Source organism: Bacillus sp. AK25 (assembly GCF_048270685.1).
Classification (GTDB): domain Bacteria; phylum Bacillota; class Bacilli; order Bacillales; family Bacillaceae; genus Bacillus; species Bacillus altitudinis.
In genome coordinates this window covers 3199830-3226610 of sequence record NZ_JBLUWC010000001.1, presented here as the reverse complement: position 1 = coordinate 3226610, position 26781 = coordinate 3199830, and the positions used below count along the sequence as shown (strand labels likewise).

Below are 26781 nucleotides of genomic sequence, written 5' to 3'. Positions count from 1 at the left end.
TTACTTCCCTCCTGTAGCTAATGTCATAATTCGTTCTTGTGTAGCTTCTGTTTTACTTAATTCGCCGCTGATGGTTCCTTCATGGATGACAAGCACTCGATCGCTCATCCCAAGAACTTCTGGGAGTTCAGAGGAGACCATCAAAATCGCAACGCCTCGATCCGTCAGCTCGTTCATAAGCTGATAAATTTCTCGTTTCGCCCCGACGTCGACACCTCTTGTCGGTTCATCTAGAATGAGTACCTTCGGTTGAATGCCGATCCATTTGGCGATGACGACCTTTTGCTGATTTCCACCGGACAGGCTGCGTGCAGAGATTTCAGATGAAGCGGTTTTGATCGTGAGTCGTTTGATGAGAAGGTCAACAAAGTCCTGCTCGTTTTTCTTATCGATCAGCCCCTTTGGTGAGAAGCTGTCTAAGTTAGGCAAGCCGATGTTTTCCCGAATGGATGCATCCAGCATCAGTCCTTCATCTTTGCGATCCTCCGTGATAAAACCGATGCCAAGTTTGACTGCATCACTTGGTTTTTTAATGACAGCCTTTTTCCCATGAACCCAAATTTCTCCTTGATCCAGGGGATCGAGTCCAAAGAGCGACCGCATCATTTCCGTCCGGCCAGCGCCCATTAAGCCTGCAACACCGACAATTTCCCCAGCTTTGACGGAAAAACTGACATCTTGAAAGCGGCCTTTCCTCGTTGCTTGCTTCACCTCTAGGACGATATCACCAGTAGAAGGTGTGCGCTCAGGGTAACGATCGGTTAATTCGCGGCCGACCATTTTTTTGACGACTTCATGGAAATTCGTGTCTGGTATCGCTTTCGTATCGACCGTTTTTCCGTCACGCATGATCGTAATCCGGTCACAGATGGCAAAGATTTCTTCCATCCGGTGAGAAATGTAGACGATGGAAACGCCTTCTTTTTTGAGTGATTCAATGACCTGAAATAGCTTTTCAATCTCACGGTCTGTGAGAGCAGCTGTTGGTTCATCCATAATAATGACCTTTGCATCGGTCATTAACGCTTTCGCAATCTCAATCATCTGCTTTTGTCCGACAGAACAGCTTCCTGCCTCTTGATCGAGCGAGAGGTTGACAGACAATCGGTCGAGCTGCGCTTGGGCGAGGGCTTTCATTTTCTTGGTGTCTAGGAGACCAAGTTTTGTATAGATTTCTTTCCCGATAAATAAATTCTCGAGTACCGTCATATCAGGCCATATATTCAGTTCTTGATGAATGAAGGCAATCCCGTTCTGCTCGGCTTCTTTCGGATTTTTGAAAGCGGTTTCTTTTCCGTCGATTTGAATCGTTCCTTGATCCAGGGAATAGAGTCCTGTCAGCAGATTCATTAACGTTGATTTTCCTGCCCCGTTTTCACCCATAAGTGCATGGACTTCACCTGTGACGAGGTCAAAGGAGACCCCGGCGAGAACGGTGTTTTTTCCAAAGGCCTTATGGATGTTATGCATTTCAATATTCATAAGTGGCTCCTCCTTTTAAAAGATGACACCGGCATGAAGAATGCAGTTTGCGTATGGGGTGGCTTCACCCGTGCGAATCACTGCTTTTGCCTGTTTGGTCATGTCTTTGAACGTCTCGTGATCGACTTCATCTAACGGATGTGAGAACGCTTTCTTTAGAAATAAATGATCTCTCTCATTGGCTTCTTTGATTTCACTGGCGATCGTGATGTGTTCAACGGCCATTTCCTCAAGAAGAAGGGAAGTAACCTCCTGAAAGGATGGTGTGCCGATGGATAATGCAAGGTCGATCTTGACCGGGCCTTCTGGAATGGGCAGGCCACAGTCTGCGATGACAATTGTATCTGTATGACCGAGGTCAGCAAGCACCTTGGCGATATGACTATTTAAAATACCATTTTTCTTCATTTCTTATTCTCCAATTCTTCTCTTGCTGGCATGCCGCCTTGGGCGCCAAATTTTGTGACTGAGATAGATGCGGCTAAGTTGGCAAAGGCAAGTGCGTCGTATAGGGATTTTCCTTCTGTTAGTGCTACAGCTAGAGCGCCGTTAAAAGTATCGCCAGCCCCTGTTGTGTCGACGGCTTTCACAGGATAGCCTGGTACCAACACTTCTTTTGATCCGTCAAAGTAACGAACACCATTTTTCCCTTCTGTAATGAGTAATTTGTTTGGATATTGGCGCAAAGCTTCTGCTATGGTGAGTCCATCAAACATAAGAGCTGCTTCGTGTTCGTTTGGCGTGATATAGGCAGCTTGATCTAATATTTGCTGAGAGACTTTGCGAGCTGGTGCGGGATTCAAGATGACTGGGATCCCTTTTTCGCTGCAAATGGCGCAGACGGCTTCGACTGTTTCTTCAGGAATTTCCTGCTGGATAAGGACGATTCCGATATCTTCAAGAGAAGAAAGAGCATCTTTTACATAGTGAGGTGTTACCTCATTGTTTGCTCCTTTGACGACAACAATGCTGTTATCTCCTTCAGCTAGAATGATATGAGCTGTTCCGCTTTCCATTTCGGTAACCGGTTTCATATAGGTGGTGCGAACACCTTGTGCTTGCAAATTGCTCATAATGTCCTGACCATATGCGTCATCACCAACTCGGCCGATCATATATACATCTGCACCGAGCCTTGCGCTTGCTACTGCTTGATTTGCTCCTTTTCCCCCAGGAACCGTTTTAAATGATTCGCCTAGGACGGTTTCTCCTGCATTGGGACGCTTATTCGATGTGACAACTAGATCCATGGAACAACTTCCTACGACAACTATTTGACTCATTGTGAATCCACCTTTCTTGTGGTCTCTCGTTCAATAAAAGAGACGGGCATTTGAATCACTGCTTGATCTATTGGCTGTTTTTGAATGGCTTTAATGATCAGCTTTGCGGCTTCTTTCCCCATATCATAGGCAGGCTGCCGAATCGTTGATAAAGAAGGGAAGAGCAGTTCACTTTGCGGAATATCATCAAATCCAATGATTTGGACGTCTTTTGGAATGGCTTTTCCAATACGAAGCGCTTCGTGTACGACTGCTGCTGCGACGATGTCATTGCTGGCAATGATGCCATCTGTTTCAGGGTACAGCTTGAAAAGAGCCTTGGCGCTTTTTCGGGCTTCCTGAAAAGAAAAAGAAGCGTTAGACATCACATGAAAGTTAGCACCTTCTTCAGTCAGAACATCAAGTGCGCCTTTGAATCTTTGCCGCGCCGTTTGAAGATGAGCGGGCCCTTTTAGCAATGTGATTTGCTGACTGCCGCGTTTGATTAATTCCATTGCAGCCATTTTCCCGCCTGCCGTAGCATCTGCAAACACAGAAGGCGCATTTGGAACGGTACGATCTAAGAAGACAACAGGCAGTTCATCATCATTGTACAAATCCGATTCAGGTTCGTTTGTGACAGCGATGACACCGACCACCTGGTTTTGCTTAAAGGTTTGTAAATAGGCCATTTCCTTCTCCCGATCTTCATCACTGTTTCCGAATAATAACCGAAAACCGTTTGCATGAATCTCATCCTCAACGCCTCTAGCCAGCTGAGGGAAGAAGGGGTTTGTGATATCAGGTAAGATGAGACCAACTAATCTTGATTCTCTTTTAAAAAGGGATCGTGCCACTTCATTGGGGAAGTAGTTTAGCTCCTGCATCGCTTGTGTCACACGGGTTTTCGTATCAATATGGACGTATCCAGTATCATTGAGCACGCGTGAAACAGTTGCAACAGACACTTGAGCAGCTTTTGCAACATCTTTAATTGTAGCCAATGGAGTGCCTCCCTTCTTTGATGTGTAACCGTTTACACAGATAGATTATCACGAAAGCATTAAAAAGACAATCTTAAAAAAATAAAAAAAGAAAAGAAAGAGGACGTCTTCCTTTTCTTAACTAATAATGCCCGTTTGGGTAATGTTCACTTTGATTTTTGGGATGATTTTCACTTTTGGATAATCGGTGACCCAATTCATTTTCATATACTCATCATAATGTCTGACTCTGTATTTTCTGCCGAGGCTTAAGACGTCAGAATTTGCTTCTTGTAATGTAGCAACAATTTTTTCTGCTTCTTTTGTCAAGATGGTTGAAAGTCTTTTGTTGAGCATTTCAATTTTTTTATCTGTATCTAGATTATCTTTTGGGTACTCAAGGACAGAAGTATTAAATTCAAATTTGAGTGAGTATGTTAAGTTTCGATGATCAGGATTCAGAATCTTGATGTCTCTCTTCACATCAGTGACTTGGATGGTGATGTAATTGTTTTCTTTTGACCTCATGTCACTTCTCACTTTTTTAGTGAAGTTCGCATACTTGCCCATTTTCCCGTCCATTACGGTGAGCAGAATCGCATCTTGACCATACAGCTCGCCTTTCTTCTTCTCATTATCAAATAGAGCAACCCCTTTGACATTGATTAATTTCTTCGATTGATCAAAATAGATTAACGGCAGTGTGAAGTCCTCTCCAGTTTGTAGCATCTTAGATCGAATACTTTGGATGTTTTTAGGTGCTACTTGGGAGGAGCGTGATGCGGTTGTGATCAAGTTATTTAAATAGTCACTCACGATGAGTTTTTCCTTCAGCAACGAGTTAATCACTTCTTCACAGGTCCCCCCTTGAACAACGGCAAGATTTGCGAGGAGGGGACTTTTTGGATCACGATAAAACATATCTAAGTAGGGCAGAAGACGATTTTGGGCAAATTCATCACCGATCAGCATCACCCGCATTTTCGACATGTCTATTTTTTGATCCACAATCCGGCTGAAGTTGGTTCTCGCTTTTCTTAAAGTAGGGGCTTCAGTTGTGAGAAGAGTGGTTAAAAAGCTACCTGTATTTCCTTGTTCCATACTTTGAGACTGCTGCACCTTTCGATAAGTAATCGAGTATCTTGCATTTTCATCCTCTCCTTGATCAACAGCGGAGGTTAACACAAGAGAGATGTTCTTTAATAAATTTTGATCCCAGCAGCCAGGCATGAATATGAGAGAAAGACACATAAGCAACGTCAGTATGTACTTATGACGCATGTGATCTCACCTTCCCTTTGCGATGTTTGATAAAGATGATAATGGCCATAAAGATTGGGAGTGTGTAAATAAATGAATATTGGGCGATGGTGGTAAAGTCATTAAAGCGCTGTATTCTAAAATTATCAGTTGCAAGATAACAGCTAGCGGCATAAATCAAAATGGCAAAATATAAGACATATTTTTTATGTTCTTTTTTCTTAAGAAGACTTGCCACGCCATTAGCACAAAAGTAAAGGTAATTGCTGAGTGTGGCAAGAATGTTAAATACCCAGAAACTGAGAAAAATCAAATCTGTCCGCTCAATTACACCGAACGAAATGGTTTTTAACAGATAAAGAACAGGGTTGGGAATGATATTAAGCTCAATCGGACTGAAGAACATAAAACAAATCAATGTAATAAATAGGTAGTAAAGCGTCGTGCATATATTGGCAATGGTCATGACTTTATATCGTTCCTTAATGGTTCCTTTCATCAATGGAGAGATAATGAGAATCATCTCGAACCCATTCATAGATAGAACGACGTCCTTTAATCCGAGTGAAAATTGAGAAATGTCCACTTGGAAAAAAGGCATGAGGTAGTCGATATTGGTTCCTTTTAATGAATAGAGCATTAAGAGAGACAGCATGAGCAAAAAGGGTGTCAGAATGAAATTAAAACGGACGATGGCCGTAATTTGCTCCTTTGCAATGTAAATGATGGAGATCATCAGTAATAGATTAATGACCCAATTTGGTGTGAGCGGCAGCACCCAAATGCCAAGAATTCTTGTGAAAATGGATAAAACAACAATGCAGACGGAGGCGAAGTATAACGTATATAGTGCCACCAAAGTCCGGCCGATCCATTTTCCGAACACTTCAATTAAGGCTTGGAAAAATGATGTATCAGGATACTTCTGAATGATGTAAATAAAAATGGTGTTAATGATTTGAATGAAAAAACAGGCTAAGATAATCGCCATCCACCCATCGTGTCCCATGTCTTTCATCAGCAAATGGGGGAGAGCTAAAATACCGACACCAATTTGAGATTGAATGATAAAAAAGACAGCCTGAGGTGGAGATATTTTATTTTTCATCTTTATTTGTCCATCCTCTCAAATTTTCAATTTGCTCTTTCTTTTTTGGATTTAAGTAAACAGGGCGCTTTTTGTACATCCACATCGGTAATCGAATCACAGTATCTTTTAAGTCCTGCCAGTTAAATGGGGCTACTGGAGATAAGTACGGGACACCTAGTGATTCGAGGCGGCATAAATTCATCAATACGATCGACAGGCCGAATGAAATGCCAATAAACCCAAACATCGATGCCATAAACATGAGGGGAAAACGCAGCATACGAATGGTTGACGTCATTTCAAAAGATGGAAGGACAAAGGAGGCAACAGCTGTCACGGCAACGACAATGACAAGGACATTCGAAATGAGTCCAGCTTTTACCACAGCGTCTCCAATCACCAAACCGCCTACAATCCCAATCGTCTGACCAATTGGCTTTGGCAGTCGCACCCCTGCTTCTCGTATGAGCTCAATCGTAATCTCCATCAGCATTGCTTCAATTAACGGCGGAAAAGGAATGCCGATGATGGAATTTTTCATCGTAATCGCTAATTCATCCGGGACCACCTCATAATGAAAACCAATGACCGCAATATAAAAAGAAGGCAAAATCACTGCGATGATACAGGCAACATAGCGAAGAATACGAATAAATGTAGCCGGAATCCAGCGGCTATTATAGTCATCTGGTGATTGAAAGAAACTAAAGAACGTAATAGGCAGAATGATAGCCATTGGGCTGCCGTCCATTAAGACGACAATTCTTCCTTCAAGAATGGCGGATCTCACTTTGTCAGGTCGTTCTGTGTCAATAAGCTGCGGGAAGATGGAATACGAATCATCCTCAATCGCCTCTACAATAGAACCGGGGCTAAGCAGCGTGTCTACTTTAATAGAAGAAATTCGTTTGTTAACCTCATCTATCTTGTCTTGATTGGCAATATCAGAAATATAAACCGTCGCAACCTTTGTTTCAGATTTTGTACCGACCTTATGATACTGGATTGCAAGTTTTCGATCATTTAAGTGTGAACGCAGCAAATATAAATTGGTATCTAAACTCTCAACAAACCCATCATGTGCGCCTGCAATAATACTTTCAGAAGAAGGTTCAGAAATGGAACGCAGCGGCGGCTGTCCAACAGCAAATATTTTGATCTGTGCGGATTTTTCATCAAGGAAGGCAATACTTCCGGCAATAATGCTGTCGACAATCAGCGTCAAGTCACCTGTTTCGAGTGAACTAAGAGATTTTGCATAGTCCTGTTTTCCAGGAGGGCCAAGCAAGTTGCCAATAATGAAGTTGTTTAATTTACTTTCATCCACTCTTGTTTTAATAAAAAACAGCACTGATTTCGTTTCATTTACCATCAATTCCCGGTATTCAAAATCAGCGCTTTGTTGAAATGCTTTTTTCAGAATCCGAATCTTTTCCTCAAAACCGCCTGATAAAAAGTGTAAGCGTGTTTGCTCATTCGTATTTGGCATCTTTAGCCTCCTCTCACAGATTTTTTAACCATAGTGTAAGCCGAGAAGATGATTTTATGCGTCATCTTTGGGGAAAGCATGACACGCACCGACAACTTTCAACTAAAATCACATTAAAAATGTTAAGAAATGATGAATCTTGATAAAAAGAAATGAATAATGTTTCATTGTTTAGGTCATAAGGAGTGAATATCGTAAAGAGAGGCTATAACAAAATGATTAATCTTTGACATCTTATCCCAATTTTTTGTGACCTGAAAATAAGCAGATGACTTGATTTTTTGACAGGTGACCTTTGTCATAGGTCAACACATAGCGTTCTGACCAATGAGGATGACTTTCTAACCTGTTCATTTAAAAATATAAAATATTCTAAAACACGCACTATTCATTTAAAGCACTGATATGACTGATTTCGTAGAGATGAGAGGGCTTTAAAACATTGATTCAAAATACATCTTAATAATTGTCGAAAAATTTAGGGAGAAAAGGACAAAAGATTTTTCACTGTTTGATGGTAACGCTTTCTCTTGTTTGAAGCAGAAATTCAGTCGTCATTTTGTCCGTCTTTTGGCCTTTTCATTTGAGCGTGAGATAGGCAATTACGCCTTCTGTTTAGAGGAATTTGGCATACGAGGAAGTGAAAGATTATGTTACATAATACCGATTGTGATTTTATGCTGAACCTATATACTGTTGATTGAATTTACATATCACACTCATAAAAAAAGGAGATGTAGATAAGCGATGTGGTTAATCGTTATAGCCTGTGTCATCATGTTAGGGATTGGCTTTATTGAAAAGAAGCGTCATCAGAAAAATATCGATGCCCTGCCGGTACGCGTCAATATTAATGGTATACGCGGAAAGTCTACCGTTACAAGATTGACAACCGGTATCTTAATGGAGGCAGGTTATAAAACTGTCGGCAAAACAACAGGAACGGATGCAAGAATGATTTATTGGGATACGCCAGAAGAGAAACCGATTAAAAGGAAACCGCAAGGACCGAATATCGGAGAGCAGAAAGAAGTTATGAGAGAAACCGTTGAAAGAGGAGCAAATGCCATCGTCAGTGAATGTATGGCGGTGAATCCAGATTACCAAATTATCTTTCAGGAAGAGCTGCTTCAAGCGAATATTGGCGTGATCGTAAACGTTCTTGAAGATCATATGGATGTGATGGGGCCAACTCTTGATGAAATAGCTGAAGCCTTTACAGCGACAATTCCTTACAATGGGCACTTGGTTATTACGGATAGTGAATATACAGATTTCTTTAAAGAGATTGCGAAAAAACGCAATACTGAAGTGATTGTTGCAGATAATTCCAAGATTACCGATGAGTATTTACGGAAATTTGAGTACATGGTGTTCCCGGATAATGCTTCACTTGCACTTGGTGTCGCACAAGCATTGGGAATTGATGAAGATACGGCATTTAGAGGCATGTTAAATGCGCCGCCTGATCCAGGAGCGATGAGAATTCTTCCATTAATGGACGCAAAAACACCTGGACATTTTGTAAATGGATTTGCGGCTAATGACGCAGCATCTACATTGAACATTTGGAAGCGTGTGAAGGAAATTGGGTATCCAACAGATGAACCGATTATTATCATGAACTGTCGTGCGGATCGCGTAGATAGAACGATCCAGTTTGCGGAGGATGTACTTCCTTATATTGAAGCAAGTGATCTTGTCTTAATTGGTGAAACGACAGATCCAATTGTGAAGGCATTTGAGGATGGAAAAATTCCGGCTGACCACTTACACAACCTTGAATATCAATCTACAGAACAAATTATGAACATGCTTGAGAAAAAGCTTCATAATCGAGTGGTTTATGGAGTCGGCAATATTCACGGCGCCGCTGAACCTTTAATCGAAAAAATTCAAGAATACAAAATTAAGCAGCTTGTCAGCTAGGAGGAAATATAGAAAATGTTCGGATCAGATCTTTATATCTCGTTAATTTTAGGTGTTCTACTCAGTTTAATCTTTGCAGAAAAAACAGGAATCGTACCAGCTGGGTTGGTTGTTCCAGGTTATCTGGCACTCGTCTTTAACCAGCCAGTCTTCATTTTAGTTGTTTTATCTGTCAGCTTGCTGACATATGTGATCGTTCGTTTTGGTCTATCGAAATTTATGATTTTGTACGGACGCAGAAAGTTTGCGGCGATGCTGATTACAGGAATTGCCTTAAAGCTCATATTTGATTTCTTCTATCCAGTGGTTCCGTTTGAAATAGCAGAATTCCGCGGAATCGGAATCATCGTGCCTGGATTGATTGCGAATACGATTCAAAAGCAAGGTCTTACGATTACCCTTGGAAGCACATTACTTCTAAGTGGTGCAACATTTGCCATCATGTATGTTTACTATCTATTTTAAGATAAGGTGTGTCCAATGATGAATAAAAAATTGAGCTTTCAGGAAAAGCTGCTGAAAATCACAAAGAACCAAAAGAAAAAGACGAATAAACACGTACTGATTGCTTTACCGATTGTCATTGCCTGTACATTTCTATTTACATTTATCGGGAAAGCACAAGTACCAACTGTAGAAAAGAATCCAGAAAACATCCTGACCGCTTCGTTTGTCGGAGATATTATGTTTGGAAGAAATGTAGAGAAAGTAACAGACCGCTATGGAAAGCAGCACCTGTTCCGCTATGCGAAGCCGTATTTTGATGTATCAGATTATGTAACAGGGAATTTTGAGCATCCAGTGGCTTCAGATAAGGAACAGGCAGCACAAAAGAATATTCATTTGAAAACAGATGAAGATTCTGTACAAGCGTTAAAGGATTTGAATTTCTCTGTACTAAACTTTGCGAATAACCATGCAGCAGACTACGGTGAAAAAGGCTTAAATAACACGCTCGATGCCTTTGAAAAAGCTGACATGGATTATACAGGGGCAGGGCGCAACGTCAATGATGCGAAGCAGAACATTTCATACAAAGAAGTGAATGGCGTTAAAATCGCTACCCTTGGTTTTACAGATGTATATGGAAAAGATTTTAAAGCAACAAATCGCAAGGCAGGTATTCTACCAGCTGATCCATCTATCTTTATTCCGATGATTTCACAAGCTGCTGAAAAGGCAGATATCGTTGTTGTTCATGCGCACTGGGGACAGGAATATAACAATGAAGTAAACGACAGACAAAGAGAGCTGGCAAGAGCGATGTCAAAGGCTGGTGCTGATATCATTATTGGTGCACACCCGCACGTTCTTGAGCCGATGGAAGTCTATAACGGAACAGCGATCTTCTATAGCTTGGGGAACTTTATTTTTGACCAAGGCTGGTCAAGAACACGTGATTCTGCCATTGTTCAGTATCATCTGAATGAAGATGGAAAAGCGACATTTGAAGTGGTTCCAATGTACATCAAAGAAGCGACACCTGCTCCAGTCAAGGCAGGATCTCTTGAATCAAAATCGATTATCCGTATGCTGACAAATGGCACGAATGCGGATTGGAAAGAAAAAGACGGACATATTTTCTTTGAAGTCGATCATTCTGATAAAGTTCAAACATTAAAAGAAAACGAGGGGAAGGATAAAAAATGAAATTCCTTAAAGCAAGCTGGCCGTTTGTTGCGTTAATTTTAGTCTTTGTCTTTATGTCTGCTTTTAAATTTAGTGACAGCCTCACAGATCATGAGAAACAAAAGATCTCGGTTGAAATGCAGAAAATTGAACAGCAAAAGCAGTCAAAAGCGGAAGCGAGTAAATAAAGAAATGATGATGAAAAGAGCACGCGAGGCGTGCTCTTTTTTGACGGAAAAAGGTGTAAAATGAAAGGGGTCATGTCGAAACTATAAAAGAAAGGAGGAAGAGAGGATGAAATGGAAAGGAATACTGCTTGGAGGATGTGCCATTGTAGGACTCATGTTTATGTCTCAAACAGAGGTGTCTGCTCAAACAACATCTCCTTTAAAACAAGCGGAAACGCTGATAGGCACGCCTTATCATAAAGGAGGAATCGATCCGAAAACGGGCTTTGATGCTTCTGGCTTTATACAATATGTATATAAAACAACAGGTGCATTTGATTTGCCGCGAAAGGTGATTGATCAATACCAAATCGGTGAAAACGTATCATGGGAAAAAGCGAAGCCTGGAGACCTTGTCTATTTTCGCAGTCTTGAAGAAACAAAAGACATCCCGACACATGTTGCTTTGTACGCTGGAAATGATCAAGTGATCCACATCACACTCAGTCAAGGGGTGGTGAAAACAGATGTCAGCAAAAGTAAATATTGGACCGATCGGTTCTATGCGGTCAAACGGCTGCCTGTCTCCCAAGAGATGTCGGATGATCAACTGGTGAAAGATGCGATGAAATATTTAGGAATCCCTTATGTATTCGGGGCATCAGATCCAAAAGTAGGATTCGATTGTTCAGGTTTTTTACAATATTTGTTCGAAAAATCACTTGGGATTTATTTACCAAGAAGTGCTGAGCAGCAATGGATGGTTGGAGAGAAAGTAGCACGAGACGATATTCGCCCTGGAGACTTTGTTTTTTTTAGCAACACGTATAAAAAAGGAATTTCACATGTAGGAATGTACATCGGAGGAGACCGCTTTATTCATGCGAGCCGTTCGGAAAGTGTGACGATTTCTTATTTGTCTGAATCGTATTGGCGTGAGAAATGGACAGGTGCGAAACGATTAACTGAGCTGAAACTAGCGAAAGAAGACCCAGTCGTATCAAAAGCCGCTACGTATATTGGAGAAGTACCCTATGTAAAAGGTGGTGCGAGCCCAAAGCAAGGCTTTGATACAGCAGGATTCACGCAGTATATCTATCAAGAAGTGCTTGGAATTGAGATGCCTCGCTATGCGCAGGGACAAGTTAAAGCAGGTACACCTGTGAAACGATCGGAACTAAAGCCAGGAGATCTTGTCTTTTTTAAAGGGACTTCGTTGATGCCAGCCATTTATGCTGGTTCAAATCAAGTCATTCATGTGACGGTTTCAAATGGCGTTGTCATTACCAATATGAAAACAAGTACGTATTGGAAGGATAAATATGAGACGGCTGTTAGAATTAAAAAATAAAGAAAAAGCCCGATCAATGCTCAGATCGGACTTCTCGACTTCTCACTAGGCGCTGATCAGACAAGCGTCTTTTTTTCTTGGAATTGATTCTGCAAAAGCAGATCAATAAAATAAGCGACGCCATCTTCGTGGTTGCCTTTTGTGATATAGGTGCTTTTTTCTTTAATGATATCCACCGCATTCCCCATCGCTATCCTGTGTCCTGCTTCATCGAACATGGATAGATCATTAGGGCTGTCACCAATCGCATAAATATTGGATCGGTCTACGCCATAATATGCCGCAAGTTTCTTGAGGGCATGTCCTTTGCCTGACTCTTTTGGCAGTACCTCAATGATATGTTCTCCAGATGAGGTCAAGGAGAGCTCAGGCATCTTAGAAAGAAGATCTCGTGCTTCTTGCAGCTTATTCATATCAAATGAGAAGCATAGTAATTTATAAGTTGGTTCATTCGACTCAAAAATTTGACGGATGTCATCGACAGGTTTGATGCCAAACTGTTTAAATTGAGTCATCGCCCCTTCCCATAAATCAGCTACATCTTCATGAGGATTGGCGCTTTTGATCATATCAAATTCAGCTTTGAGCTTTTCTTTTCCATCAAATGGGGAAAGGAGGGCATCGTCTGTATACACCTCGAAATAAATGTTCCGTTCCACTAATTCCTTTGCAGCACGTCTTCCAGCTTCTTGATCAAGGGTGATTCTGCTGAAGAGCTTGTACCCTTCTGTATGGACAGTTCCTCCATTTGCCGCAATAATGGGAATGTCCAAATCCCCAAGAAGCTCTTTTACATCAAAAGTCGCGCGCCCTGTACAAATGGTCACAATATATCCAGCTTCCTTCACACGAATCAATGCTTGCCGGTTTTGAGCGGATATTTCACTTTTCGTATTTAAGAGTGTACCGTCTAAATCAATCGCAATCATTTTTTTCATTGCTGTTATATCCTCCTTCATTCATGCAATAGCCTCTTCAAAGTATGTACGATTTCCTTCATTCTCATGAAAGAGTCGGATCGTGGATTCCTCTCTTTAAGGCTAAACAAAAATGGTCAATTGATCAAGGATATAAGAAAAAGCGCCCAAAAGGACGCTTTTAGCGTGTAGACAAACCCTCGCATTCTTTGTCAGTCCTGTGCTCCGGTGCTCGTCCTTCATAGACTGCAAAGGTTTTCTATCACGCTGAAAAGAAGAAAAAGCGCAAACACCTTTTTCAGCACATAAAAAGCGCCCAAAAGGACGCTTTCTGTGTTTATGATAATTCAAGCTGTTTCTTTAATTCCGTTTTGACTTCGTTCAGTTGGTTTTGATCCAATTGGTAATAATAAACGCCATTTGGCTGGTAATCAGATCCTTTTAGTTGAATCGTATCAACAGATTTCAATGAAGTGAGTAGTGGGAAAAGACCGACTAGTTCTTTCATTGACAGGTTAGTTGAGACGTTATCACCTAGAGTATCTATGATATTGTCATAAGACGGAATAGACGTTACTGATTTTGATTTATCGAAAATGGCTTTTAAAACTTCCATTTGACGCTGTCCGCGCATGAGATCACTGTCTGCTTTTCTTGTTCTCACATAAGCGAGAGCTTGATTACCATCTAATGTGTGAGTACCTGTTTGCAGCTGAACTTTGCCCTTTGTATCTTTAAGAATCTGTTTCACAACATATTCATCTTTAATGTTAACGGAAACACCGTTTAATTCGTTCACAATTTCCTTAAATGCTTTGAAATTACTTTCTATCACAAAGTCGACAGGGATATCTAGTAAATTCTCAACTGTACTCACCGTGAGGTCTGCATCACCAAATGCGTGTGCATGTGTGATTTTGTCATAACCATGACCTGGAATATTAACATATGAGTCCCTTGGAATACTTAATAATTTCACGGTTTTATTCGTACGATTTACTGTCGCTAATACCATTGCATCGCTTCGTGCTTGTTTGACGGTTTCGCCTGGTCTGCTGTCAATGCCAAGCAGCAAGACAGAAAAGCTGTCTTTCCCAGGATCAAATGCTTCAATCCGTTTGACAGATTGTGCACCGCGGTCTAGAGAGACTTGTGCTTTTTTCGCAGCCGATGTCACTTTATAGTAGGCATAGCCGGTAACAGAAGCGGTTGTCAGTAAAAGAATACCAAAAATAAAAAGAGTGACTTTCACCCATGGTTTTAAACGCTTTTTGCCTTTGCGTTTACTTCTTGTTTGATCCATATATTTAAACCCTCGCTATGATTTTATAGTAAAGATGTCCTTCTTTTATGTTTACAAACTAAAACAAATATACCTTAAAACGGGATATAGTGCGACATTTTTTTCACTAACGCTTAATTGACGTTTCCTTATCTAAAAAAGTTTCAATGATACGCAAATGAAATATATTTGTCATAAAACATCGAAATGTTTGAAATGACAGGAAGTGAGGAAAATGATTTTTCATAGAGAAACATCCAGTCATTACATAGATAAAAGAGGGGTTATGATCATGAAAAATCGGAATGGGTGGCTTTATTTCTTCGGCGCACTTGGCGGCGCCTTATATGGTTACGATACAGGTGTCATTTCTGGCGCTATCTTATTTATGAAAGAGGATTTAGGTTTAAATGCATTTACAGAGGGACTTGTAGTCAGCTCGATTTTAATCGGGGCGATGCTCGGGTCTTCTCTTTCTGGAAAACTAACAGATCAATTCGGACGGAAAAAAGCGATTATCGCCGCAGCCATTTTATTTATTATCGGCGGATTTGGAACAGCCCTTGCACCGAATACGGAGGTCATGGTCTTATTCCGAATCGTGCTAGGACTTGCTGTCGGATGCTCGACGACGATTGTTCCATTGTATTTATCTGAACTTGCACCAAAGGAATCAAGAGGGGCACTTTCCTCATTAAACCAACTCATGATCACATTTGGTATTCTTCTTGCCTATATTGTGAACTACGTTTTAGCAGATGCAGAGGCATGGCGTCTGATGCTTGGAATTGCCGTTGTTCCTTCTGTGCTCTTGTTATGTGGTATTTTGTTTATGCCAGAAAGTCCTCGCTGGCTGTTTGTCCAAGGACAGGCGGACCGGGCGAAAGAAATATTGTCAAAACTTAGACAAAGCAAGCAAGAAGTTGAAGACGAAATTGCGGATATTCAAAAAGCAGAAAGTGAAGAAAAAGGCGGTCTTAAGGAATTACTCGAACCATGGGTGCGCCCCGCTTTAATTGCTGGTGTCGGTTTAGCCTTTTTACAGCAGTTTATTGGGACAAATACGATCATTTATTATGCACCAAAAACATTCACAAGTGTCGGCTTTGGCGATTCAGCAGCCATTTTAGGAACTGTAGGAATTGGTGCAGTCAATGTTGTCATGACGTTTGTTGCGATTAAAATCATTGATCGTGTCGGGCGGAAAGCGTTACTCCTATTTGGAAATGTAGGGATGGTTCTTAGTTTGATAGTTCTAGCAGTGGTCAATCGTTTTTTCGAGGGATCAATAGCTGCAGGGTGGACGACGATTATATGTTTAGGACTTTTCATCGTCATTTTTGCTGTCAGCTGGGGCCCGGTCGTATGGGTGATGCTGCCGGAGCTGTTCCCAGTACATGTCCGGGGAATCGGTACGGGGGTATCGACCTTCCTACTGCATACAGGGAATTTGATCATCTCGCTCACATTCCCAGCCTTGTTAAGTGCAATTGGCATCAGTAACCTTTTCCTTATTTATGCAGCCATCGGTATAGGTGCCTTCTTATTTGTGAAATATTTAGTCACAGAAACGAAAGGGAAAAGTCTTGAAGAGATTGAAGAAGATTTAAAAAAGAGAAACCGTGCCGTCGTGAATGACGAAGGGGAAACGGTATGAAAAAAGACCAGCTGCATGAGGCAGCTGGTCTCAGCGTGTAGACAAACCCTCGCATTCGGTGTCAGTCCTGTGTGTCGGTGCTCACGAATCTCTCATTCGCTCCGCTCCGATACTCGTCCTTCCTAGACTGCAAAGGTTTTCTATCACGCTGAAAAGAAGACAAAGGGCTAAAAAATTCATTTTAGCCCTTTGTTAAACAAACGTTTAATCAAGAAAGGACAATCACTCATCTTCTGAACGTGCTGCCTATGACATACATATGGAACAGGCGGGCGAAAGGTGGAAATGAGATGAAAGGAAAAACGAGCATTGTGATGCTGACGTACAATGAACTGCACCTAACGAAAAAATGTATCGACAGTATCAAGAAGCATACTCGGCGTGATGAATATGAACTCATTATCGTGGATAATGCTTCATCAGACGGAACAAAGGAATATGTGAGACAACTGGAAGATGTCGTGTTGATTGACAACGAGAAGAATCAAGGTTTTGCCAAGGGCTGTAACCAAGGGGCGAAAAAGGCAACAGGAGATAGTCTTCTTTTTTTAAATAACGACACGATTGTGACCGAAAACTGGCTTTTGCCTTTAAGAGAAGCCCTTTTTGCATCAGAGCGTATTGGCATGGTAGGGCCTGTCTCCAATTATGTAAGTGGTCCTCAGCTCGTTCAGCCATCTTACACAGATGTGAAGGAGCTTCCTGCCTTTGCGAAGGCATATACGGCTTCGAGAAAAGGTCAAAGAACATATGTGCACAGACTTGTTGGTTTTTGTTTGCTGGTCAAAAGAGAGCTGATCGAGGATGTAGGGTTATTTGATGAGCGATTTGTATATGGATCATTTGAGGATGATGACCTTTGTCTGCGCTCATTGCTGAAGGGGTACCAGCTGCAAATCGTCCATGATTCTTTTGTGCATCATCACGGTCATGCTACCTTCAATGCCAATGAAGAAACGAACATCTCTACGTTGTTTGCGGAGAACAGGCTTCGTTTTTTAGATAAATGGGGCATTGATTTAAATCTGATAACGCCCCATCCATATTTTGCAGCACTGCTCCCTGAGGATGCCGTATGTGTGCTGGATGTTGGCTGCGGTGCTGGGGCGACAGGACTTGAACTGATCAACCGGCAGTCCGTTGACATGTATGGAGTAGAGGGAGATGCATTAAAAGCAGAGATCGCAAAGGCGTATTACAAAGAAGTGATTGAGACCAAAGCGGAGTTGTATCCTTGGTCAGAGAAAGAAGCTTTTTTTGATGCTGTGATCTTTTCTGATGTGTTAGAGCATGTGTCAGATCCATGGCAGATGATTGCTCAAGCGCATGCGTCTTTAAAAACAGGTGGCGTGATCATTTGCTGCTTACCTAATATGATGCATGCGGAAGTACTGCTGCCTTTAATGGCAGGTGATTTTACGTATCAAGATGTGGGGATTTTAGATCGAACACATATGAGATTTTTCACACCAAATACAATGCGGGCGCTCTTTCCAGACCATTTGTTTCATCGCGTGATTGAACAGCCCATCAATGTGCCAATTGATCAAAACGTTCAATTATTTTTTGACGAAGTGGCGAGAGTAGGAGAGTCACTTGGCTTTCAAACAAAAGCATTATCTGATCAAGTGACGCTCTATCAGCTTTTGATCGTTGCACGTAAAAAAGGCGGTTCCCCCTCCGGGTAATCCGCCTCAGCGTGTAGGCAAACCCTCGCATTCTTTGTCAGTCCTCTGCGCCGGTGCTCGCGAATCCTTCATTCGCTCTGCTCCGGTACTCGTCCTTCCTAGACTGCAAAGGTTTTCTATCACGCTGAAAAGAAGACAAAGGGCTAAAACAAAGTTCATTTTAGCCCTTTGTCAACCATCTAAGGCGGTCAACCGCCTTTTGTGCTACCATTTAAAGCTTTTCGTTGCGCCTTCTGCACCAAAATTCAAAATGCTGACTTTTACGTCATATGCAATGTCTACTTCTTGAAATAGTGTATCCCATTCGTTGCGGTGCTTATCCCAAAAGTCTGGATACTTGATGCGCACCTGCCGATTTAAAAGGATCGGGTCAACGCCAACTTCTTTTTGCATGTGGTGGACAGCTTTTTGAATGCGTTCTTTGATTTTGCGTTCAAAAATGCGCTCAAATCGTTTGATGTATTGCTCATCGTATGAGTTTTCAGGGGGATATTGATCTTCTGATAGTTTCCCGTTTGTTTGTACACTTATTTTAAAGGAAATCTTTCCGTTCTTCAGATAGGGTTCAATCTTGGATTTTGCTTTCTTGATTTCATACGTAATCGGAAAGCCTTTGTAGGTGGCGGGTACGACTCCGCCTGAGATGCGATTCATGACCCAGTTTAAAGATTGGACATCTTTTGCTGGAATGAACCCTATCAGCTTTCGCGTTTTCCCATGGATAATGCCTGCGCCATCATAGGTGAGTTCTCCGTTTACAACATCCACACTTTGGACAAGAAAGCTTGTACCCATCTGAAAGTAATCCGACGCTCGGCCAATACGTGTTGGCAGTAAAATTTTCCCGTTAAAGCTCCGGTTTTTTGATGTTTCAAAAATATGCTCGACTGGAACCTTTTGTTGTGATTTTAATTTTTGATTGATGACTTTTGATGCCTCATGGCGTGACACTAAGAGGTAGCTGCTTCTTCGAACCTCATCATCTCGTATAAAGTGGTTGAGTGTTCCTTGAATATCATGATGCTCGGCTTGATTTTTGCCAAACAAAAAGATTTTGAGGTGATCACTGTAAATCGGCGGGTCCTTCAAAGCGACATTGCTGACTGCTTCCAGTACATTTTTCCCCTTTGAGACGACATTCACATAGCCAGGGGAATCTGCTTCTTGTGTTCCGCCCATTTTAGGGACAAGGTTTTGATAGGTGAGTTTGACTCCGTTATCATCTTCCTCGTCAATGCCAACACCGCGCACAAACGATAATTTCTCAATATCTTTTAAGTCCCAGCAACCTGTCGATAAAAGCAAAAGACAGCAAGACAGAAAGATGAGCCATAAACGCCGCCCTTTCATGCAGATCGACCTCCCCATTTTTTACGTATCATGAGTAGAATAGCTGTTATAAAAGGAATCGCTAAAACAGCGAATAATGCATAGCCGAGTAAAGTCGAGTAGTAAAAGACTTCATTGATATTTCTCGGAAAAAGAGAGAGAGCTGAGGTCAGCAAAAACAGCAACCATAGCAGTCTCGTTAAATTGGTTGTCTTAAACACCGTTTGACAGCCTTTAATAGCAAATTGGAAAAAGCCAAGCATACAAATAAACTGCTGGCACGTCCAGATCGTCAGTAAGAAAATATCAAAGCGTTCAATGAAGACCCCTTCTAGTTCTAGCGCTTGAATGAGGGAGACAGTGGGCCAGGTGAGTGATTTCGTTTCTCCAACCGTCATGGAACCAATCACAATAAAGAGCGTGAGGGAGTAAATAAGTGTGGTGATCCCCACACCGATCGCTGCGGCCCATTTCGCTTTTGACCATTTGTCTTTATAGATAAGCGGTACGACAAACAAAATGACTTCAAAGCCTGTAAATTGAATAAATGTTTGAGAGAACAAATTACTAAAATCTTTAAACCCGTGAGCCATTACCGGGCGTAAGTAATCAAAATCAAATATTTTCAAACTAAACAGCATGAGCCCAATGTAAATGATCATGGTCATCGGATAAATATATGTCACCATTTTCACTACCGGAAAAATTCCGCTTTTCAAATGATAGGTGGCCACCAGTAAAAAAATCATCACAATCACGGTCATCGGGGTCGACTGCAGCAGGAAAAATTGAACCACTTCCCCTAGTACACGCGCCTCAAAGCCAACAATGGCTAGTAAATAACCGATCAGCATTAGGTTAAAGATTGTGCCAAAGAAGGCACCGGCTCCTTTTGTATTCGATTCAAAAATGGTATCCGGTGCATTCTTCTCCGCAATCCAACCTAGCAAAAAAGCAACGAAAGCAAAGATGACTCCCTGTATTAATACAATGATCCAGCCATCAGGGAATCCTGAATTGGCAGAACTGCGTGGAATGGTTAAAATTCCAGCGCCTATCATTGTAGAGCTGCACAGAATGGTGACTTGTAACAATGATAGCTTCTCAGCTCTGTACATCGTTTACTCTCCTTGTCTTTTGAGATTTTTTGTCTTGGCTGTTTTCGGTCTTGATTTAAATAGCCCTATTGGTAAACGAACGTACGTATCTTTTAAATCTGAAAACGGTGAAGACAAAACAGGTGTGAAATAGTCAAAACCAAAGGTCTTTAGCTGCATCAAATGACAAAGTACAAATAAATAACACATGATGAGGCCGTATAATCCAAACATGGCTGAACTGAAGATGGCCATAAACCGCAGGATGCGTAAGGGGAAGCTGAAATCATATGATGGAGCAGTGAAATCGGCTAGTGCCGTCAGAGACACAATAATGACCATTAAAGCACTGACGATATTGGCTTGGACAGCCGCCTGTCCAATAATGACGCCGCCAATCAGTCCAATCGTCTGCCCAATTGCCCTAGGAAGACGAAGTCCAGCTTCCCGCAGCAGTTCAATCGTAAACGACATCAAAATGGCTTCCACTACAGGAGGAAAGGGCACATTTTGCCGGCTGCCTGCGATGGTAAGTGCCATTCGTGTTGGTAATAAACCAGGATGATAGGAAACAAGGGCAATATAGAGTCCCGGTAAAAAGATCGTCAAAAGCACGGCAATATAACGGAGCAAACGCAAAAGAGTCGCACTTGTCCATCTTTGATAATAATCCTCCGGTGATTGCATCAAGGCAGTGAGAGTCATCGGCATAATGAGGGCAAAGGGCGTCCCATCGAGCAAAATAGACACCTTTCCTTCTAGCACAGAGGCAATCACCCGATCAGGACGTTCTGTATTTTGAATCTGCGGAAAAATAGAGACATGACTGTCTTCAATCAACTGTTCAATATAGCCGGATTCAGGAATATCATCCATTTTGATTTGCTTCATACGAGAGAATACATCATCTACTAGTTTGGGGTCTGCGATATCACGAACATACACAAGAGCAGCAGATTTCTTGTTGCGAGTTCCTATGTTTACCTTTTGAATGACAAGGTTCGGGTCGTTTGCTCTTTCACGAAGCAATGCCGTGTTTTTTTCAAGATTTTCAATAAATCCAATCCGGGGTCCTCTTACAAGAACTTCTGATTGTGGCTCCTCTACTTCTCTAAATTGAAAAAGATTCGTATGGAGCGCAAGCGCTTGAGTGGCTCTATCCACAAATAAAATAGCCCTGCCGCTGTATAACTGCTCGATGGCAAGGTTCATATCTTCCAGCACATCATTTTGAATACCAAAGAACGTTTTAGAAAGGGAAGAAAGTGTGGTGTGGTCGACCTCGGTGATGGTCAGTTCCTTTTGCATAGGTGAAATGATTTGTTTGGAAAGCATCTCAAATTCTGTGAGTCCTTCAACGTACACGAGACATGCAGAGACAGCGGAAGGACCAAATGAAAACGAGTGGAACACGATATCATCACTTTTGCCGGCAAAGCTTTTGACACGCTGAATGACGGACTCTATATCTTGTTCAATACGACTTTTCATAATACCTCACCCTCATGTCTTTTTTTATAGAGTGACTCGGAAGGAGAAGAATTATGCAAATAGAAAAAAGAGAATCCCCTAAAATAGGAATTCTCTTCACATGTTTATCTCGCCAGCCAGCCGCCATCTACGGTTAAAATATGACCGTTCATATAATCAGAGGCAGGGGAGCTGAGAAAGACGGCAGCACCTGCTAGATCTTCAGGCCGTCCCCAGCGTCCAGCGGGGATTCGTTTCAGAATCTCTTCATTCCGGTTCGCATCGTCACGAATGGCTTGCGTGTTATTGGTTGCAATATAACCAGGCGCGATCGCATTGACCTGAATATGCTGACTTGCCCATTCATTTGCAAAAGCTTTCGTCAAACCTGCGACAGCATGCTTACTTGCTGTATAAGCGGGAACAAAGACACCACCTTGAAATGATAGAAGGGAAGCGATATTGACAATTTTTCCTTGCCCTTTTTTCAGCATCTGCTGTCCGACCTTTTGCGTGAGGAAAAAGAGACTGTTGATATTCACATCCATCACAGTATGCCAGTTTTCCTCTGAATATTGAGCGGCCTCTTCTCTTTTAATGGTCCCAGCATTATTGATCAAAATATCAATTGAATGCTTCTTTAAAAGGGCATCAACATCCCGCTTTGCGGACTTAGGATCTGAAAAGTCTACTTGAATCGCATGAAATGATCTGCCGGTCTGTTCGACAAGTTCTTTTGTTTCATCAAGCGGCGTATGGTGGTAGGTGCCGATGATATCTGCACCTGAACGGGCAAGCGCTACGGCAATCCCTTGCCCAATACCAGTTCCAGGACCTGTGACAAGAGCTGTTTTGCCTTCGAGGGAAAAGAGGGACGCTACATATGATGTCGTCGTCATCTCATTACCTCAGCTGGTCCATCGGGACAAAGTCCATATCTTTAAACGTATAGTTTTCTCCCGCCATTGCCCAAATAAATGAATAATTTGCGGTACCTGAGCCTGAATGAATGGACCAGGCAGGTGAGATGACGGCTTCTTCATTTGCCACAACGAGATGTCTCGTTTCAGATGGCTCCCCCATAAAATGAAAGACACGTGCGTCTTCCTCTATATCAAGATATAAGTACACTTCCATCCGCCGGTCATGTATATGAGCAGGCATCGTGTTCCATGTGTTATTGGTTTCAAGCTGAGTGATGCCCATCATAAGCTGGCAGCTTTGGATGCCGTCTGCATGAATGACCTGATACAGATTCCGTACGTTCGAGGCGGATGCTTCCCCTAAATGATTCGGTGTTAATTCAGCGATCGCAGCCTTTTGTGTCGGATACGCTCTATGAGCGGTGGCTGACACAAGATAAAATTTGGCCTGCTCACCTGATGAACTAGCAAACTGTACATGTTCGTGTCCAAGTCCAATATATAAGAAATCTTTATGCTCCAGCACAAATGACTCACCATCGACTGTGACCGTACCTTGGCCGCCGACATTCACAATGCCAATTTCCCGTCTTTCAAGGAAATATTCTGTACGTAAAAAGTCGCCGGCATCCAACTTGATCGGTTCCGATGTCGGCATAACACCGCCAATCACCACACGGTCCTCATGCGAATAATACAGCTTCAATTCACCACTGACAAAAAGTGTCGGAATATGAAAATGACGACGAAGTTCCTCTGTTGTAAAACGCTTGACCTGCTCAGGATGTACAGCATAACGATTTTCCATTTGAGATAAGCCTCCCTTTCCATCTGAAACATATGATTGTTTTATTTGGTATCGGTTTCAAGGAAAATTCTAGAGGAAAAAGAGGGCGGCGTCAACCGTTAATTTGAAATCGCTTTCTTTAATTGTGCAAAAGCTTTTTTTCTTCATGTTCATGAAAAAAATCTTCTGATACAGTTCAACTTGTGGTATGCTTTTTTTAAGTTTATTTGAAATCGGTTTCGAAACAAATGAGAAGATCGATCTTGGGAGTTTTTTGTATGAAAGAGAAAAAGCAAACGAAAGTCACCATTAACGAAGTTGCAGCATATGCAGGTGTCTCAAAATCAACGGTATCCAGATACATCAATGGCAGAACAAATGAAATTTCTCCTGAAAAGGTAAAAAAGATTAAAAAAGCCATTGAGGAGCTCCATTATCGTCCGAGTCAGCTTGCCCAAGGATTGAAAGTAAGAAAGAGTAAGGTCATTGGTTTTATTGTGGCTGATATTACGAACCCGTTCTCTGTTGCGACACTTCGTGGTGTGGAAGAGATTTGTGATGAATATGGATACAGCATCATGGTGTGTAACACAGATAATCGCCCAGAAAAAGAACGAGAAATGCTTCTGAAGCTGAATGCGCATTATATTGAAGGACTGATCATTAATACGACCGGTCAAAACAATGACATTTTGCAAGACTTTAAGCAAAATGGTGTACCGATTGTTCTTGTTGACCGTAAGTTACCTGAGCTCAAGGTCGATACCGTCACAACGAATAACCGTGACATCACGGCTCGTCTACTTCATCAAATGGTTGAAAAAGGCTACGAACATATCGCTTTCTTTACTGAACCGGTCGATGGGATTAGTCCTCGTGAAGAAAGAAAAGAAGCCTATGAACAGACGGTCATGAGTCAACATAAGACACCTATGATTGCAGAAATCAATTTAAAGCAAAAGGAACAAATGCGAGATGAGATTTGTCGTTTTTTACAATCAAACCATCAGAAAAAAGCGATTTTAGCAGGCAATGGATTACTCATGCTGAAGCTCATCAGTGAACTCGTCGATCTTGGGGTGAAGATTCCTGAGGAGATAGGCATTGCCGGATTTGATGATACAGAATGGTATAAGCTGATCGGGCCAGGCATCACTACGGTGGCGCAGCCATCTCATGAGATGGGGAAAGCGGCGATGCAAAAAATCAAGACACGTCTTGAAGGAGATAAGAGTGCACCCCAGACCATTCAACTTGATGGAGAAATCATTGTGAGAAAATCTTTATAAACGTCAGGCAGAGAAGAGTATACATACGTGCATGCTCTCTCTTTTTCAACTGTTTTGAAACCGGTACCAAGAAAGGGGAGAAATCAGTGAAAGCATTGGATGTGATCACATTTGGGGAATCAATGGCGATGTTTTATGCAAAAGAAATTGGCGAGCTTCACCAAGTGCATACGTTTCAAAAAGCACTTGCTGGTGCAGAGAGTAATGTTGCGGTCGGCTTGGCAAGATTAGGCTTTAGCGTTGGTTGGATGAGCAAGGTCGGGGCGGACTCACTTGGTACATTTATTTTAGAAGAGCTTCAAAAAGAAGGGGTCGATACGAAGGCAGTACTCCGATCAAATGATGGAGCCAAAACAGGGATATTGCTTAAATCAAAAGTCATCGATGGAGACCCTGATGTGACGTACTACCGAAAAGACTCTGCTGCGAGTACATTGAACCCAAGCGATTTCCCGTCCACTTATTTTCAGCAGGCAAGACATCTTCATATGACCGGAATCCCGCCTGCTGTGTCTAGTGAAATGAGAGCGTTTTCTTTTCATGCCCTTAAAGAAATGAAAGAAGCAGGAAAAACCATTTCCTTTGACCCGAACCTGAGACTTCAACTATGGGAAGAGGAAGAAGACATGATTCATACGGTGAATCAGATGGCTGCTCAAGTAGATTGGTTTTTCCCAGGGCTTGCAGAAGGTCAAAGACTCACAGGATGTCATGAGCCGGAAGCGATTGCGGATGTTTATTTACAAAAAGGTGTCAAGCTTGTGGTCATTAAACTGGGAGCGGAAGGAGCCTATTTCAAAAGTGCATCCGGCCAAGGTGTAGTGGATGGTTTCCATGTGTCTCATGTCGTGGATACAGTCGGAGCTGGTGATGGATTTGCAGTGGGAGTGATGAGCGGTCTGCTGGACGGATTATCATATGAAAAATCGGTGACAAGAGGCAATGCCATTGGAGCACTTGCAGTCATGTCCCCAGGAGATCACGAGGGACTGCCGACTCGAAAAGAGCTTCAGGCATTTATAAAAGAATCCAAACGTTATCAAAGGCGATACGATATGAAGGGAGATGAGAGGTATGGGAAAGTCAGCAAGTATGAGCGTTAAAGAGAAGCTCGCAGCTTGTAAACTCATTGCGGTGGTCAGAGCAGGTAGTGAAGCAGAGGGGATAGAGATGATTGCTCGTTTAAAGAAAAAAGGGGTGCGGGCCATCGAAGTGACATATACCACGCCCAATGCAGAGCGGATCATTGCATCTTACCAGCATGACCACGACTTGATTGTCGGAGCCGGAACGATTACAACGCTTGAGCAGGCACAATCAGCCATTGAAGCCGGCTCTCAATTTATCGTCAGCCCGGGATATCTTCCTATCATCGGAGAGCACCTATCTTTTCACGATACACTCTACGTGCCAGGTGTTTTGACCCCGAGTGAAATTATGCAGGCGAAAGCAAATGGATACAGCGTGTTAAAGCTTTTTCCGAGCGGCTCCTTCGGTTTGTCCTATATGAAAAATTTGCAAGGTCCGTTTCCAGAGATTGAGTTCATCCCAACAGGAGGCATTCATCCAGTCGATGTGCCAAAGTGGCTTGAAGCTGGAGCTGTGGCAGTAGGTGTCGGCAGCCAGCTTGAAAGCAGTACAGCAGAAGAATTACAGGCTGTTCTTTCTTCCACCATCATGTAGTTCACATAAACAACCGG

Annotated in this window: 24 protein-coding genes; 10 read left to right on the top strand and 14 right to left on the bottom strand. The window is 42.2% G+C overall.

What is annotated here, in order from left to right:
* The 7 genes from ACNO7B_RS16705 to ACNO7B_RS16675 form a co-directional block, all read right to left on the bottom strand.
* Window positions 1-1482 (bottom strand): sugar ABC transporter ATP-binding protein, encoded by a 1482-nt coding sequence (locus ACNO7B_RS16705; RefSeq protein WP_035702265.1) that lies wholly within the window; start codon window positions 1480-1482, stop codon window positions 1-3.
* Between the two features lie 15 nt (window positions 1483-1497).
* Entirely contained in the window at window positions 1498-1890 is a 393-nt protein-coding gene (gene rbsD / locus ACNO7B_RS16700; protein ID WP_017360008.1) for a D-ribose pyranase, read from the bottom strand.
* Window positions 1887-2765 (bottom strand): ribokinase, encoded by an 879-nt coding sequence (gene rbsK, locus ACNO7B_RS16695; RefSeq protein ID WP_417901728.1) that lies wholly within the window; start codon window positions 2763-2765, stop codon window positions 1887-1889. Before rbsK ends, rbsD begins: the two co-directional genes overlap by 4 nt.
* Window positions 2762-3748: a LacI family DNA-binding transcriptional regulator gene (locus tag ACNO7B_RS16690; RefSeq protein WP_410684301.1), complete on the bottom strand. Its 987-nt coding sequence runs from the start codon at window positions 3746-3748 to the stop codon at window positions 2762-2764. The genes rbsK and ACNO7B_RS16690 overlap by 4 nt, the downstream gene beginning before the upstream one ends.
* 117 nt (window positions 3749-3865) lie before the next feature.
* A complete protein-coding gene (locus tag ACNO7B_RS16685) occupies window positions 3866-5008 on the bottom strand; it encodes a Ger(x)C family spore germination protein (protein ID WP_410684303.1) in 1143 nt (380 codons plus the stop codon).
* Window positions 4998-6095 carry a GerAB/ArcD/ProY family transporter gene (locus ACNO7B_RS16680; RefSeq protein WP_410684305.1) on the bottom strand — a complete coding sequence of 366 codons (1098 nt, stop codon included), beginning with the start codon at window positions 6093-6095 and terminating at the stop codon, window positions 4998-5000. The genes ACNO7B_RS16685 and ACNO7B_RS16680 overlap by 11 nt, the downstream gene beginning before the upstream one ends.
* Window positions 6085-7566, bottom strand: a complete 1482-nt coding sequence (locus tag ACNO7B_RS16675; protein ID WP_417901727.1) for a spore germination protein — start codon at window positions 7564-7566, stop codon at window positions 6085-6087. The genes ACNO7B_RS16680 and ACNO7B_RS16675 overlap by 11 nt, the downstream gene beginning before the upstream one ends.
* A gap of 747 nt (window positions 7567-8313) precedes the next feature.
* Here ACNO7B_RS16675 and pgsB point away from each other — a divergent pair.
* The 5 genes from pgsB (at window position 8314) to ACNO7B_RS16650 (ending at window position 12642) form a co-directional block, all read left to right on the top strand.
* Window positions 8314-9495 (top strand): poly-gamma-glutamate synthase PgsB, encoded by a 1182-nt coding sequence (pgsB, locus tag ACNO7B_RS16670; RefSeq protein ID WP_007497522.1) that lies wholly within the window; start codon window positions 8314-8316, stop codon window positions 9493-9495.
* 15 nt (window positions 9496-9510) lie between these two features.
* Window positions 9511-9960 (top strand): poly-gamma-glutamate biosynthesis protein PgsC, encoded by a 450-nt coding sequence (gene pgsC, locus ACNO7B_RS16665; RefSeq protein ID WP_007497520.1) that lies wholly within the window; start codon window positions 9511-9513, stop codon window positions 9958-9960.
* Window positions 9961-9978: 18 nt separating this feature from the next.
* Window positions 9979-11145, top strand: a complete 1167-nt coding sequence (locus ACNO7B_RS16660; RefSeq protein ID WP_417901726.1) for a CapA family protein — start codon at window positions 9979-9981, stop codon at window positions 11143-11145.
* Window positions 11142-11312: a hypothetical protein gene (locus ACNO7B_RS16655; RefSeq protein WP_008343253.1), complete on the top strand. Its 171-nt coding sequence runs from the start codon at window positions 11142-11144 to the stop codon at window positions 11310-11312. The genes ACNO7B_RS16660 and ACNO7B_RS16655 overlap by 4 nt, the downstream gene beginning before the upstream one ends.
* A 106-nt stretch (window positions 11313-11418) precedes the next feature.
* Entirely contained in the window at window positions 11419-12642 is a 1224-nt protein-coding gene (locus tag ACNO7B_RS16650) for a C40 family peptidase (protein ID WP_138826575.1), read from the top strand.
* Between the two features lie 56 nt (window positions 12643-12698).
* Here ACNO7B_RS16650 and ACNO7B_RS16645 read toward each other — a convergent pair whose 3' ends face one another.
* Both ACNO7B_RS16645 and ACNO7B_RS16640 read right to left on the bottom strand, forming a co-directional pair.
* Window positions 12699-13580: a Cof-type HAD-IIB family hydrolase gene (locus ACNO7B_RS16645; protein ID WP_417901725.1), complete on the bottom strand. Its 882-nt coding sequence runs from the start codon at window positions 13578-13580 to the stop codon at window positions 12699-12701.
* A gap of 316 nt (window positions 13581-13896) precedes the next feature.
* Window positions 13897-14862, bottom strand: coding sequence for an LCP family protein (locus ACNO7B_RS16640; RefSeq protein ID WP_017360001.1), 966 nt, complete (start codon window positions 14860-14862; stop codon window positions 13897-13899).
* A 271-nt stretch (window positions 14863-15133) separates the two neighbouring features.
* Between ACNO7B_RS16640 and ACNO7B_RS16635 the strand changes: the two genes are divergently transcribed.
* Both ACNO7B_RS16635 and ACNO7B_RS16630 read left to right on the top strand, forming a co-directional pair.
* Window positions 15134-16498, top strand: coding sequence for a sugar porter family MFS transporter (locus tag ACNO7B_RS16635; RefSeq protein WP_417901724.1), 1365 nt, complete (start codon window positions 15134-15136; stop codon window positions 16496-16498).
* Window positions 16499-16788: 290 nt separating this feature from the next.
* Window positions 16789-18186, top strand: coding sequence for a glycosyltransferase (locus ACNO7B_RS16630; RefSeq protein WP_417901723.1), 1398 nt, complete (start codon window positions 16789-16791; stop codon window positions 18184-18186).
* 204 nt (window positions 18187-18390) lie between these two features.
* Here ACNO7B_RS16630 and ACNO7B_RS16625 read toward each other — a convergent pair whose 3' ends face one another.
* The 5 genes from ACNO7B_RS16625 to kduI form a co-directional block, all read right to left on the bottom strand.
* Window positions 18391-19536: a Ger(x)C family spore germination protein gene (locus ACNO7B_RS16625; protein ID WP_410684314.1), complete on the bottom strand. Its 1146-nt coding sequence runs from the start codon at window positions 19534-19536 to the stop codon at window positions 18391-18393.
* Window positions 19533-20633: a GerAB/ArcD/ProY family transporter gene (locus ACNO7B_RS16620; RefSeq protein ID WP_072367375.1), complete on the bottom strand. Its 1101-nt coding sequence runs from the start codon at window positions 20631-20633 to the stop codon at window positions 19533-19535. Before ACNO7B_RS16620 ends, ACNO7B_RS16625 begins: the two co-directional genes overlap by 4 nt.
* 3 nt (window positions 20634-20636) lie before the next feature.
* Window positions 20637-22103 carry a spore germination protein gene (locus ACNO7B_RS16615; protein WP_035389723.1) on the bottom strand — a complete coding sequence of 489 codons (1467 nt, stop codon included), beginning with the start codon at window positions 22101-22103 and terminating at the stop codon, window positions 20637-20639.
* Window positions 22104-22207: 104 nt separating this feature from the next.
* Window positions 22208-22981, bottom strand: coding sequence for a 2-dehydro-3-deoxy-D-gluconate 5-dehydrogenase KduD (gene kduD, locus ACNO7B_RS16610; protein WP_417901722.1), 774 nt, complete (start codon window positions 22979-22981; stop codon window positions 22208-22210).
* Window positions 22982-22985: 4 nt separating this feature from the next.
* A complete protein-coding gene (gene kduI, locus ACNO7B_RS16605) occupies window positions 22986-23813 on the bottom strand; it encodes a 5-dehydro-4-deoxy-D-glucuronate isomerase (RefSeq protein ID WP_017368169.1) in 828 nt (275 codons plus the stop codon).
* A 257-nt stretch (window positions 23814-24070) separates the two neighbouring features.
* Here kduI and ACNO7B_RS16600 point away from each other — a divergent pair, with 257 nt between their 5' ends.
* The 3 genes from ACNO7B_RS16600 (at window position 24071) to ACNO7B_RS16590 (ending at window position 26764) form a co-directional block, all read left to right on the top strand.
* Complete coding sequence (locus ACNO7B_RS16600) at window positions 24071-25081, top strand: LacI family DNA-binding transcriptional regulator (protein ID WP_410684316.1); 1011 nt, start codon at window positions 24071-24073, stop codon at window positions 25079-25081.
* 86 nt (window positions 25082-25167) lie between these two features.
* Window positions 25168-26184: a sugar kinase gene (locus ACNO7B_RS16595; RefSeq protein ID WP_417901721.1), complete on the top strand. Its 1017-nt coding sequence runs from the start codon at window positions 25168-25170 to the stop codon at window positions 26182-26184.
* Window positions 26156-26764, top strand: a complete 609-nt coding sequence (locus ACNO7B_RS16590) for a bifunctional 4-hydroxy-2-oxoglutarate aldolase/2-dehydro-3-deoxy-phosphogluconate aldolase (protein ID WP_417901720.1) — start codon at window positions 26156-26158, stop codon at window positions 26762-26764. Before ACNO7B_RS16595 ends, ACNO7B_RS16590 begins: the two co-directional genes overlap by 29 nt.
* Window positions 26765-26781: the final 17 nt, after the last annotated feature.